This is a genomic window from Lysinibacillus sp. FSL M8-0355 (assembly GCF_038008985.1).
GTDB lineage: Bacteria > Bacillota > Bacilli > Bacillales_A > Planococcaceae > Lysinibacillus > Lysinibacillus fusiformis_D.
The window spans coordinates 2,474,369-2,486,467 of the sequence record NZ_JBBPAI010000001.1 but is presented as its reverse complement, the minus strand read 5'-3'; the positions used below and the strand labels follow the sequence as shown (position 1 = coordinate 2,486,467).

Here is a 12,099-nt window from a genome sequence, read left to right as displayed (position 1 = left end):
AAATGTCGGATAGTATCGATAACGGACATCGAGAGAGCCATCATCCTAGAATGATAAATGAAGTAGAAATGATAACAGAGGAAAAGTGGCAAGCCATTATAAATAATGATGCAGCGTACAATAACCAATTTTTCTACGCTGTAAGGTCGACAGGGATATTTTGTAAACCATCCTGTAAATCTCGCGTTCCAAAAAAAGAAAATGTATGCATTTTTTCAAACGCAGAACAAGCCCTCCAAGCAAATTTTCGCCCTTGTAAACGTTGCAAGCCCACTAATGAAAATCTGCCTGATAGCGAGTGGGTGGATGTAATTACGGAATACATTGATAAAAATTTCACAGAAAAATTAACGCTAGAATCGTTAGCAAATATTTGTCATGGAAGTCCGTATCATATGCATCGAACATTTAAAAAGATCAAAGGCATGACGCCAGTTGAATATATACAGGAAGTTAGAGTACACGTAGCTAAAAAGTATTTGATTCAGTCAAATAAAGCGATTGGAGATATTGCTTTATGTGTGGGGATGGCTAATACGCCTTATTTTATTACTTTATTTAAAAAGAAAACGGGACAGACGCCAGCACAATTTCGTCAAATGAGTAAAGTGGAGGAGAAGTACAATGGAAACAAAGAATAATTCAAGTCTATATTGGTCTTTACTAAAGTTTAAGGATTGGCAATTATATATTGCGTCAACTTCAAAGGGGCTTGTCTTTGTAGGTTCACAGAACAAACCATTCGAGGAATTAGTCGAATGGGCAAAAAAACGCTTTCCAGGAAGTACTCTTGTGGAAAATGATGAAATGCTTGCACCTTATGTTGTTGAAATTACTCAGTATCTAGAAGGAAAACGGAAAACCTTTACTGTTCCATTTGAGTACGTAGGTACGCCATTTCAGCAAGCCGTCTGGGATGCACTTTGTGAAATTCCTTATGGGCAGACGAAATCCTATTCCGATATTGCCAATGCTATAAATAAACCAGCTGCTGTTCGTGCTGTAGGAGCGGCTATTGGGGCTAATCCAGTATTACTTACGGTACCGTGCCATCGCGTAACAGGGAAGAATGGCTTTTTAACTGGCTATCGGGGTGGATTAGAAATGAAGACATTGCTCCTGGATCTTGAAAAGCGAGCTTCATCAAATAATGAATAATTATTGCTGTACAATGAATGGGGGCCATTATGAAACATGAAATATTCTATAAAAATCCGAAAACCATTCTAAATAAAGGAACTGGCTTTCTGTCTGGCTATACGCATTCACTAAATCCCTATACAGGCTGTTCATTTGGCTGTTCCTATTGTTATGTTCGCGAAATGCCTGTATCTCTTTTCAGGGAAGGTGAGTGGGGGCATTGGGTCGATGTTAAAAACGGAGCTGCGCATGTATTACAAAAGGAACTCCATCGGGCCAAAGCAAAAGGGAATGTAACCATTTTTATGTCATCAAGTACAGATCCGTATCAACCAATAGAGCATAAGGAAAAAGTGACGCGATCTTTACTTGAAGTTATGGTAGAAGATCCCCCTGACTTCCTATTAGTACAGACTAGAAGCCCACTTGTAAGTCGAGATATCGATTTACTGCAACTTTTAAAAGATAAAGTACGGGTAAGTATGACCATAGAGACGGATAGGGAAGATATTCGCAAGCATTTTACGCCCTATGCTCCACCTATTTCAGCAAGGCTTAAAACACTCCAACAGCTTGCTGAATTTGGTATTCCTGCACAGGTTGCCATCGCACCCTTACTACCAAGTACTGAGCGATTTGCAGAAATATTGCGTCCCTTGGTTAACCGAGTATGTATTGACGATTATTTTATGGGGGACGGACGCGGTGGTAAACGCACACACAAGATGGACTTACAGGCGTTATATAGAAAACTGGAAATGGAAGAATGGTATCATCCATCCGTCTATCAAATGGTTTATAAACGAATGAGGCAGTATTTTTCGGAAGAAGAACTTTTCATTAGCCAGAAGGGTTTTGAACCCTAGCGTTAAGATGGGTAAAAGGAAACCAGCATTTTTTAATATTTTTCCTTATTGTTGTACCTAATAAGCGAACCACAATTAGTTTGCAGGTATTGTAAATAGCCATATAAAAAAGTCGATTTCTTATTGTCTAGGAATTCGACCTTTTTTAGATAGGAAATTGCTTAGCATAATATTGTAAAGGGGAAAAAATCTGGAGGGTGTTTTGGGCAAACGGCACTATTATGATATGAAGTATAAAATCCTAATCCATTTTAGTTTCGAAAATGATTGAGAGCTAGCAGGGTTGCTGAATCATATTCAGCAGGCAATTCATCTTCAAAAAAAATAGCTTCTACTGGACAAACTAATTCACAAGCTCCACAATCAATACAAATATCAGGATTAATTACATATTGGGTATCTGTCATAACAATGCAATTTACTGGACAGACATCCAAACAGACAGCCGCTTTTTCATCTCTACATAATTCTGTAATTACAAATGCCATTATAAATCCTCCCATCCAGACAATTGTTGTTTTAATTCTTCAGGTGAGTATTTCCAATAGTCTTCATTAAATTCAGATAAAAACTGATAAAGTAGTTTTTTTGAATTACTATCTACATGTTTCAAGAGAACTTTCCCTTTAAGTGCCTTATCTAAATAATTTACTTGTTCTGGCAAAGATTTATAGCCAAGTTTAATACGTCGTACTTCTTTTGATACCCGTACTTCACTTGCAGTACATCCCGCATAATAAGGACCATTTTGAGAAATTTGAATAGCTACCCAAACTATCCAATAACGATAATAATCGTCACTAGCATGAGCTAAATCAGAGGAAAAACGAACTTTTTTCTCGATTATACTTCGTCCATGTAAGGCTTCTAAATCTATAAACACCTGTTCTTTTTCACAATCTATAATAATCGACGTTACATTATTTAAATCAAGGGTTCCTACTCCGTAACCGCCATCTCCGTCTGTTGAATCGTTACTTAAAATTGTAAAATGCATTTTCTTTTTCATAGAAATCACCTCGACACACTTTTATATCCCTTCATTAATAAATGTTTAATACAATGCCCCAATTTAGAAACATCAATGATTGACAGATAAATTTAGTCAACGGTCTGAATATTTGCATAAAGCTAAAACGACATGAGAAAATCATTGGACTTTAATTTATACAGATTGATAATTTTTCTGATGCCAATAGAACAAACGCATTACGTATAGTTTTGTACAAATAAATGTACTTGAACGTTTTAGTAGTATTTTTTATCTATACGTAATGGTTGTCTAGGATTTTTCCTAATACTTTTATAGTTAAAAAGTATAAATAAAATATACAATTTATCTCATTACTTGTCTTCAGACTAACGTCTGAAATGTTATGTACTGGTAAATTAACTATAATACAGTTATTCATCCTTTAATAAATGAAAGGCAGTTGCTATAAATTTTACCTTTTGTTTACTTTATTTTTCCTAAATTTGGTTTTATTGAAGTATACTGCTAATAAGGACAACAAAGAGAACTCTTTGGTCCAAATAACCGTAAGCGATGAAATCAATTGCTTATCTAAGGAGGAAATTCTGTTATGAAAAGTAAACTATCTGGGGTATTAGCTGCTACATTAGCGCTAACGATGTTCCTGCCAACAGGGGCAATGGCGTTTTCTAACAATAAGACTACAGTTGTAGCTAATCAAGTTGTAGCTAATCAAAAACTGGAGAAGATTGCAGCAGAGAAGGCTACGCTACTCACGGAATCCTATGGGACGGCTAGCGTGCAATATGCGTTAATTGATAATGGCAAGCTAATTTTGTCGGGACAGAAAGGCAAGGACAATTTAAAAGGGGAACAGTCTCTAACCAAAGATACCCAATATGGAATTGGATCGGTCAGTAAAGTGTATACAGCAGCGGCTATGATGAAATTGGTCGATGAAGGAAAAGTTGATTTAGATACTCCTGTTGTTAACTATCTTCCTGATTTTAAGATGAAGGATGAACGATACAAACGCATTACACCGCGTATGCTGTTGAACCATTCCTCCGGCTTACAAGGAACTGTGTATAGTAATGCAATTTTATTTAAAGATAATGATACCTATGTCCATGATACCTTGTTACAGCAGTTGTCAAACCAGAGCTTAAAGGCAGACCCTGGCGCGTTCTCAGTATACTGTAATGACGGCTATACGCTGGCCGAGATTTTGGTGGAAAGAGTTAGCGGTATGAGCTTCACCGAATTTCTACATCAACGTTTTACAGAGCCCCTAGAGCTCAATAATACGAAAACATCGCAGGATAAATGGGCAGACGATAAACGGGCTGAACTTTATTTTCCATCCTATCAAGGGCAACTTCCTATTGAATCAGTGAATTTGATTGGTTCGGGAGGGATTTTTTCGACAGCAGAAGATATGGTAAGGTTCTCACAATTGTTTATGGGACTGGGAAAAGAGATTCTCTCTGAGAAGGCAGTCAAGGCTATGGAGCAAGAGGAATATAAAAAAGGAATGTGGCCAGAGGATGGAGATAATATTTTCAACTATGGTCTTGGATGGGATAGTGTGAAACTATATCCATTTAGTGAATATGGGATAAAGGGTTTGGCTAAGGGCGGTGACACAATATTACAACATGCGACACTGGTCGTTCTACCAGAACAGAAGATGGCCGCTGCTGTGGTGTCATCCAGCGGTAGTAGTGTTACAAATCAACTGATGGCGACTGACTTACTGCTTGCTGCACTTAAAGAGAAGGGCACAATTAAGGATATTAAGCCAAACAAATCCTTTGGCAAGCCAGTAACGACTCAGATGCCTCAAGATCTAGTAGAGAAAGCAGGCTTTTATGGGAATAGTTTCAGTCATTTCAAACTTGAAATTATGAAGAACGGAAAACTGTTCTTATCCCTTAATCCCGAAGAAAAGTATGTATATACTGCGGACGGAAGCTTTATTAATGAGGAGGGTACATCCAAGCTCAACTTTGTCACTGAGAAGAACGGACGTACTTATTTAAAAGAGAGCACCTATCAAACAGCACCAGGTTTTGGGCAAGTTGCGATGACTCAATATTTAGCTGAGAAGCTTGAAGACAATGTACTATCGAAGGAGACTGCTGCTGCATGGAAGAAACGGGAGGGCGTGAAGTTCTATCTTGTGAACGAAAAATATAGTTCTGCTCAATATCTCGTACCAATGCTGCTTACCAAACAAATTAATCGTCAGGAAGACCTAGCGGGCTATTGGGAGGGCAGAAAAATTATAGGTCCAAACATGTCGGCGCATCAGCTTCAAATCCCAGTGATGAATGGCCGTGATATGACAGAGACTCGTTTCTATACGGAAGGCGGGAATGAATATATGGAAATGTCCGGATTTTTATACGTAAGTGGAACTAACGTAAAACCGCTTTATACAGGGCAGTCATCCAAAGTAACTTTGCAAGCAAAAGGACATGCGAAATGGTTTACGATCCCACAAGCGATAGCTGGGAAAACAATGAACGTGGAATTGTCATCGAACAGTTCGTTTGCGGTTTATGATGAGAAGGGCGTATGCGTGAATTTTACCGTTGTAAGCGGCAATAACAAAGTAAAGCTACCGAAGAATGGAACTGTTGTATTTGCTGGTGCGCCGAACTCGGAGTTTGCTATCACACTGAACTAACTATGGACTTCCACAAAAATGTTTAATATTGACTAGATGAAGCCAGGACGATCCGAATCACGTATGCTATTTATCTATCATTTCTATAATTTTATATAAAGACTGATCATTTTAAACTAAGCTCGACTATCTTATGCAACAGTTCGGCAAGTTTTGTGTAGCAGTCAAAGCCCAATTTCTCTCCTACAATTCAGAGAAATTGGGCTTTTTTAGTTTTCTTAACAAAGAATATAAACATTGTTTTTATGCACTCTTTTAAATCATTTTCATGTTATTTCTTACAAGGGTATTTGAATTTGCTTGTTGTTGTAACAATAATAGTGTACGATACATAGTATAAGTTATACAGTGTATGTCATATAGTAAGTGGAATTGAGGTGAGTGAATGAGTACGTTACTGAATTCATTAACGACAGAACTTAGGAGAGGAACGCTGACATTAGCCGTTTTAAGTCAATTACGAACACCCCAGTATGGGTATTCACTTGTTCAATTATTAGAGGAAGCGGGCATTAACATCGATCAAAGTACCTTATATCCATTGCTTCGCCGTTTAGAAAAACAAGAGTTAGTGACGAGCAGCTGGGATACATCAGAGAGTAGACCGCGTAAGTATTATGTATTAAGTGACTATGGATTAGAGGTATTTTTGCAATTAAAAAGAGAATGGATTAACAATTCAAAAGAACTTTATGAGTTATTACAAGGAGATGATGATCAAGATGAATCTGACTGAGATTTATATTCAAGAGGTCACTCGGAGGCTGCCTGAAAAAAATCGTGAGGATATCGCACTTGAGTTACGATCAACCATTGAGGATATGCTACCTGACGATTACAGTGAGGATGATGTAAAGGATGTACTTGAAAAATTAGGGAACCCAGCAGCATTAGCGAGTGGTTATCGAGATCAACCAATGCATTTAATTGGTCCACGCTATTTTGATGTATATTTATCGTTATTAAAAATGATTGTCCCAATTGCCGCTGTCATTGCGTTAATTTCGATTATTGCCGAATACTTTATTGGTTTTGGTGGGGAAGAAGTGATTATTAATGCCGTCCTCACGATTATGGGTGAAGGAATATGGAGAATCATCGAAGTAGGAATACATGTCTTTTTCTGGCTAACACTCGTATTCGTCATTATTGAACGAACAGATAAAGGAAAAGATCAGCATCCGTTGTCAGCAAACCTAACAAAATGGACCCCTGAAGATTTGAAAAATATTATTTATATTCCAAAGAAAAAAGCGATTACGAAGCTTGAAGTATTTGGCTATTTAATGTGGACGGCGATTTGGGCAACTCTTTATTTTTATGCAAATCACCTTGTAGGTATATATGAAGGCGGTGGTGATGGCCTCAACTTCGTAATGCCAGCTTTCAATCAGGATGTTTTACTTCGTTATTGGCCAATTGTTATCGCTGTCATCGCTCTCGAAATTGGGTTAGCTCTCTACAAATTATTGAAAGGACAATGGACGAAAAAAATGGCAATCTTTAATACTATTGTTGAGCTTTTCGCAACCGTTGTATTCATTGTTATCTTAAGCAATCCAAATTTAATGAACCAAGAATTTATAACGTACATGAGTAAATTATTTACCATAACAACTAAGCAATTGGAAATATGGATAGTCGTCGGCGTCATCATCGTATTCATTTTATCTGCAACACTCAGTATCTTCGATGGATTCCGTAAGGCTCGAATCCGTTAATTCATTTTTGTTTATAAAAGAGTAGTTAGTTATTCCAAAATAGAACTACTTAAAAAAGGTGGGATGCCATAGGAATCCCATCTTTAAGTAAAGTTTAATATTATTTTAAAGAAAATTCTCTGACGTCTATTATTCTTGCAGATGCTTCCCCATATGTTATGTCATATGTTATGGCAAAAAAATCTGCCCCATGAATTAAGTTAAATTTCCCACTCCCTATTGCCCGTACTCGATCTGGGTCTTTTGGAGATCTAATTAGCCCATAAGTGTTACTAGCTAAATCAAGACCAGCACCAATTGAAATTACTGTCCCAGAAGATTCAGCTTTTATACCTGTAATAGCATCTGCATAAATTTCAACATTTCCAGAGATAGATACCTGATTTAAGTATACATCTGTTCTAGTTTTTGTATATGGTGGTACTGGAATAGGTTGTGGAGTTGCTGTGTAAGTTGTAGTCACACTTTTTGTGGTAGAATCAGTATTAGAAAAATTATACTCAAGCGTCGTTTTAATTTGCCCTTCAGTTACTAAGGGAATTCCAACTTTACCTGATGCTTCAAAGGCTGTCTTAAAACCGTGTAGGGTTTGAGTAGTTGTTGAATCTGTAATTGATTTACTAAAAGAGCTAGTATTATAGGTTATTAGTCGATCAGTTCTATTTTCAAATGTATTTGAACCAATAAACAGCGGAACGACACTAGTAACATTAGTGTTCTCTATATTTATCCCCGAAACATCAACACTTTCTCCAAACATATAAGGAAAACGATTATATGGTAAAAAGCCAAAAAGTGGTGGGATACTAGCTATCATATTATCAATTTTTTTATCAATATCTTCGATTGATACACCTTGTTGTTTAATAATATTATGGGTATTTTCAGGAATTTCAGTAGCCTTTGCTGTATATATATTACCGGTTACAAACAAAAAGCTTGTCATCATAGCACACAAAATTATCTTGTTACTTTTCATTTTTCTTCACTCTCCAATATCTCATTTTTTAATTCTTGAAGCGTCCAATTTTATAATGATTAATTTGCCCTACGCTAGATGATGCTACAGTAAGTGCTGTTTTTTCCTCTCACCATATCTTCTCCTTTGAAGTTTTTTCCTTTCACGAAGATAATAATATCAATCACATAACTAAGCAAATATGCTATTAATGTAGCTAAATACATCTAAATCAAGCATATTTACACTTATATATTTATATAGAAATTATAAAAAAATATGTAAAACGGGAGTTTGGTACTATGTTTTATACTTTTAAGAAACCACGAGACTCATTTTTTGTCACAAAAAATGTATAAAACATATAAGAAATTACAAATGAAATAGTGGCATTATCAGGGGATGAACCTTTATAGGACATACTCATGGGTAATGACAAAATATGTTGAATTTTAATTGTCTGACACTCAAAATACTAGATGAGCATTGCTTATAAATTTGTCCGAAAGTTCTTGTCCATTTACAATATACAGATGTCATGTACATAAGAGAATTTGATTGTAAGCAAGACTCTTCTCACTGCAAAATAACTTTAGTTTACATAATAATTATCATTTAATCTAGATTCTCCTTAAGATGAATTAAATATTCAACGTAACAATTAATAGCACTTTCAATTGTCAGACAAAATCTAACCTAAGCCAAAACAAGAAAAGAAGTACTAGAAGAGTTTTGTGTATATAAGAGGTAGAGGTCAGGGATTGTATCGCAGAAGTTTAATTTACTGGCAATCAATAATTTAAGTGGATTTTGGGACTAGGAAAGATGCAGAGTACAACTGACAAAAACAAAGAATTTATCAACATGGGTAGAGGTCAAGAAATATTGTTGATCGATGTTAAGCCGAAAGAAATAGCTTTATAGATGCATTCTTTATTCAAGTAGAAAACTGCCTGATGCAGTGTAATGTTACTAAACAATCTGACAATAGAAATTAGAAAAGGGTCACTGAGTTACGGTGACCCTGAATGAGGGAGGTTGTGGCGGTCAACCAACGCCACAACCGAATAAGTGCGTGCGATACACTTAATATAAATTTGTGCAGGTAGTGGTTACTTATACATAAAAAAAAACGCAGCGTCGTCACACGCTACAGCAAACTAAATAATCTAAAAGATATTGTTTAAAAAGGGCGAAAAGGTATGCCTCATAAATGTGATGTTTGTAAGAAAGAGTTTAATTAGCATTAGAACGCGGAATGTCTATATTACTTAATATGTGAGCTAATAATAATAAGTGTTATTCCCGTAAATAAGCAAATGATTCTCGTCACAGGAATTTTATCAGCTAGTCCAAATAGTGCAATTGCTGTCGTTACGATTAAAGCTGTTGGACCAACCAATGCAAGCATTGTATTAATATAGAATGCTTTTTCTAAATTATTCAACTTTAGCATCAATAAGCCAGCACTTACTTCAATACTTCCAGACAATACACGTAAAATAACCATAGCAAGAACCGATTTTTCAATAATTGACATCATCCTATCTTTATAGATAATTCTCGCATATATTATAAATCCTTCTTAGGATCATAATAGACTTCTGTTTTAATGAAATATTAAAATCAATATATGTATGATTCATATCAAATATTCTTGTTATATTATGCTTTATAGCTTTAATTGAAAAATTTTATTGACAAAATATTTTTTTTGTGTAAAATGAAAAATAATTCAAAAATATTTGTATAGAGCAAAGGCTATGAAAAGAAATAGTATCAATTATTTTTACGAACAGAAAGTTACCGGTTGATGAGAGGTGCATGTAAAACGATTGGGAATTCATCTTGGAGCTGCGTACCGAAAAGATTATTCTAAGTAGGCTACGTCGGTAAGCACCCGTAATCATGTGCGAGAGTATCGTCAAATGACCGTACTTCTTAAGGTAAGTAATGTGAATTGCTTATAAATTAAAGGTGGTAACACGAGTTGAATCGTCCTTTTGGTTAATCCAAAAGGGCGTTTTTTTATTCCTTTTTTGAGCAAGTATTTGAAAATCTAAACGTATTAGGAGTAAGACATTATGAAAGATAATCATCAAGATTCACAGCTAAAGCGCGGATTAAGTACTCGTCACATGCAATTAATTGCACTTGGTGGATCAATTGGGGTCGGTTTATTTTATGGCTCTAGTTCAACAATTCAAATGGCTGGACCATCTATTCTACTAGCTTATTTAATTGGTGGATTAGTTATTTTCACAATTATGCGTGCATTAGGAGAAATGGCAGTAGAGGAACCAGTATCAGGCTCGTTCAGTACGTACGCGAATAAATATTTAGGACGCTTTGCGGGGTTCTTATCTGGTTGGACGTATTGGTTCATGTGGATTGTCGTTGGCATGGCAGAATTAACAGTAGTCGGTGTATACATTAACTACTGGTTCCCTGATATTCCACAATGGGTAACTGCTCTTGTAGTCCTTGTTATTATGACGCTTGTAAACCTAGCAAATGTAAAAGCTTACGGAGAATTTGAATTCTGGTTTGCGATGATTAAAGTTGTTGCGATTATCGGTATGATCGTTCTAGGATTAGCCATTATTTTCTTCGGTGTTGGCAACCATGGTGAAGCAATTGGCTTCGATAATTTATGGGCACACGGTGGCTTCATGCCAAACGGTTTCCATGGTATTTTAATGTCACTAGTATTGGTTATGTTCTCATTTGGTGGGGTTGAATTAGTTGGTATTTCTGCAGGAGAAGCTAAAAATCCTAGCAAATCCATTCCTTCAGCTATTAACAACATCGTTTGGCGTATTTTAATTTTCTATATTGGTGCATTAGGCGTTATGATGGTTATTTATCCTTGGAACGAAGTTGGTTCAGAAGGTAGCCCGTTCGTTCAAATTTTCGATTATGTCGGCATCCCTGCTGCGGCTCACATTATTAACTTTGTTGTTATTACAGCAGCAATGTCTGCATTTAATAGTGGTTTATACGGTTCAGGGCGTATGCTACACAACTTATCGGTACAAAAAAATGGCCCGAAATATTTTAAAACAGTAAGCAAAAACGGTAGTCCGCATAGAGGCGTTTTATTTTCTTCAGCCGTATTATTAATGGCGGTTGTCTTAAACTATGTAGTACCTGAAAAAGTGTTCATCTATATTTCTGCTGTTGCGACAGTTGCAGTCATTACAAGCTGGATGATTATTTTATTAGCACAATTGAAATTTAGAAAGTCAAAAACGAAAGAGGAAGTAGCTGAACTGAAATTCAAAATTCCGCTTTATCCATTTTCTACGTACATTGCCATTGCATTCTTATTAATGGTTATTGTGTTAATGGCGTTTATTCCAGATATGCGGGTTGCCCTATATGTCGCTCCAGTTTGGTTTTTAATCTTATTTATTGGATATAAAGTAATAAATATTAAAAAGTAGTTGAATCATTGCATTTAAATGATACTTCTTCAACGGAGACAGTCCTTTTAGTTTGCTTGATTGGTTACACCTATCTCAAGATTAATAATTTTTATCCACTAGTAAACGTTTAATAACAATATCAAATGAAAGTTTGGAAAGAAACCGAAATCCAAGAAATGCTGTTAAACCAACATTTCTTGGATTTTCCTTTGAATATTGTTTATACAGCTTTTTATGGAAAGGGCTACGATAGTAATTATACAGAGTGTGTTATCTGAATAAAATGATTGTAAAAAGAAATTGGAAGGGTTCTATGGGTGA

11 protein-coding genes and 1 other annotated feature are annotated in these 12,099 nt (G+C 35.9%); of the genes, 7 read left to right on the top strand and 4 right to left on the bottom strand.

The window, feature by feature from the left end:
- Positions 1–2 precede the first annotated feature (2 nt).
- The 3 genes from MKY46_RS12190 to MKY46_RS12180 are packed head-to-tail and all read left to right on the top strand — an operon-like array spanning position 3 to position 2,006.
- Complete coding sequence (locus MKY46_RS12190) at positions 3–641, top strand: bifunctional transcriptional activator/DNA repair enzyme AdaA (RefSeq protein WP_271913498.1); 639 nt, start codon at positions 3–5, stop codon at positions 639–641.
- Positions 625–1,158, top strand: coding sequence for a methylated-DNA--[protein]-cysteine S-methyltransferase (adaB, locus tag MKY46_RS12185; RefSeq protein ID WP_271913495.1), 534 nt, complete (start codon positions 625–627; stop codon positions 1,156–1,158). Before MKY46_RS12190 ends, adaB begins: the two co-directional genes overlap by 17 nt.
- A 29-nt stretch (positions 1,159–1,187) precedes the next feature.
- Complete coding sequence (locus MKY46_RS12180; protein ID WP_271913493.1) at positions 1,188–2,006, top strand: SPL family radical SAM protein; 819 nt, start codon at positions 1,188–1,190, stop codon at positions 2,004–2,006.
- A gap of 251 nt (positions 2,007–2,257) precedes the next feature.
- Here the strand turns inward: MKY46_RS12180 and MKY46_RS12175 are convergent, their stop codons facing one another.
- Positions 2,258–2,494: a DUF362 domain-containing protein gene (locus tag MKY46_RS12175; protein WP_036126223.1), complete on the bottom strand. Its 237-nt coding sequence runs from the start codon at positions 2,492–2,494 to the stop codon at positions 2,258–2,260.
- Positions 2,494–3,015: a YwhD family protein gene (locus MKY46_RS12170; RefSeq protein ID WP_271913491.1), complete on the bottom strand. Its 522-nt coding sequence runs from the start codon at positions 3,013–3,015 to the stop codon at positions 2,494–2,496. The genes MKY46_RS12175 and MKY46_RS12170 overlap by 1 nt, the downstream gene beginning before the upstream one ends.
- A 574-nt stretch (positions 3,016–3,589) precedes the next feature.
- On the opposite strand from MKY46_RS12170, the gene MKY46_RS12165 reads away from it, so the two are divergent.
- The 3 genes from MKY46_RS12165 to MKY46_RS12155 all read left to right on the top strand — a co-directional run bounded on the left by MKY46_RS12165 (position 3,590) and on the right by MKY46_RS12155 (position 7,392).
- On the top strand, positions 3,590–5,671 hold the full coding sequence (locus tag MKY46_RS12165) for a serine hydrolase domain-containing protein (protein ID WP_340834357.1): 2,082 nt from the start codon (positions 3,590–3,592) through the stop codon (positions 5,669–5,671).
- Positions 5,672–6,056: 385 nt separating this feature from the next.
- The gene (locus tag MKY46_RS12160; protein WP_036126229.1) at positions 6,057–6,407 is read left to right on the top strand and encodes a PadR family transcriptional regulator; all 351 of its coding nucleotides are present in this window, start codon (positions 6,057–6,059) and stop codon (positions 6,405–6,407) included.
- Positions 6,394–7,392 carry an HAAS signaling domain-containing protein gene (locus MKY46_RS12155; RefSeq protein WP_340812696.1) on the top strand — a complete coding sequence of 333 codons (999 nt, stop codon included), beginning with the start codon at positions 6,394–6,396 and terminating at the stop codon, positions 7,390–7,392. The genes MKY46_RS12160 and MKY46_RS12155 overlap by 14 nt, the downstream gene beginning before the upstream one ends.
- 100 nt (positions 7,393–7,492) lie before the next feature.
- On the opposite strand, the gene MKY46_RS12150 is transcribed toward MKY46_RS12155, so the two are convergent.
- The gene (locus tag MKY46_RS12150; protein WP_036126233.1) at positions 7,493–8,371 is read right to left on the bottom strand and encodes an epsilon-toxin family protein; all 879 of its coding nucleotides are present in this window, start codon (positions 8,369–8,371) and stop codon (positions 7,493–7,495) included.
- A gap of 1,246 nt (positions 8,372–9,617) precedes the next feature.
- A complete protein-coding gene (locus MKY46_RS12145) occupies positions 9,618–9,893 on the bottom strand; it encodes a YqhV family protein (RefSeq protein WP_340834355.1) in 276 nt (91 codons plus the stop codon).
- Positions 9,894–10,104: 211 nt separating this feature from the next.
- Positions 10,105–10,356, top strand: a binding site (T-box leader).
- Positions 10,357–10,434: 78 nt separating this feature from the next.
- Between MKY46_RS12145 and MKY46_RS12140 the strand changes: the two genes are divergently transcribed.
- Positions 10,435–11,796 carry an amino acid permease gene (locus tag MKY46_RS12140; protein ID WP_036126239.1) on the top strand — a complete coding sequence of 454 codons (1,362 nt, stop codon included), beginning with the start codon at positions 10,435–10,437 and terminating at the stop codon, positions 11,794–11,796.
- Positions 11,797–12,099: the final 303 nt, after the last annotated feature.

Coding starts and splice junctions, on each gene's coding strand:
- MKY46_RS12140 (WP_036126239.1), top strand. CDS start 10,435: ATGAAAGATAATCATCAAGATTCACAGCTAAAGCGCGGATTAAGTACT.
- MKY46_RS12145 (WP_340834355.1), bottom strand. CDS start 9,893: ATGATGTCAATTATTGAAAAATCGGTTCTTGCTATGGTTATTTTACGT.
- MKY46_RS12160 (WP_036126229.1), top strand. CDS start 6,057: ATGAGTACGTTACTGAATTCATTAACGACAGAACTTAGGAGAGGAACG.
- MKY46_RS12170 (WP_271913491.1), bottom strand. CDS start 3,015: ATGAAAAAGAAAATGCATTTTACAATTTTAAGTAACGATTCAACAGAC.
- MKY46_RS12180 (WP_271913493.1), top strand. CDS start 1,188: ATGAAACATGAAATATTCTATAAAAATCCGAAAACCATTCTAAATAAA.
- MKY46_RS12150 (WP_036126233.1), bottom strand. CDS start 8,371: ATGAAAAGTAACAAGATAATTTTGTGTGCTATGATGACAAGCTTTTTG.
- MKY46_RS12165 (WP_340834357.1), top strand. CDS start 3,590: ATGAAAAGTAAACTATCTGGGGTATTAGCTGCTACATTAGCGCTAACG.
- MKY46_RS12155 (WP_340812696.1), top strand. CDS start 6,394: ATGAATCTGACTGAGATTTATATTCAAGAGGTCACTCGGAGGCTGCCT.
- adaB (WP_271913495.1), top strand. CDS start 625: ATGGAAACAAAGAATAATTCAAGTCTATATTGGTCTTTACTAAAGTTT.
- MKY46_RS12175 (WP_036126223.1), bottom strand. CDS start 2,494: ATGGCATTTGTAATTACAGAATTATGTAGAGATGAAAAAGCGGCTGTC.
- MKY46_RS12190 (WP_271913498.1), top strand. CDS start 3: ATGTCGGATAGTATCGATAACGGACATCGAGAGAGCCATCATCCTAGA.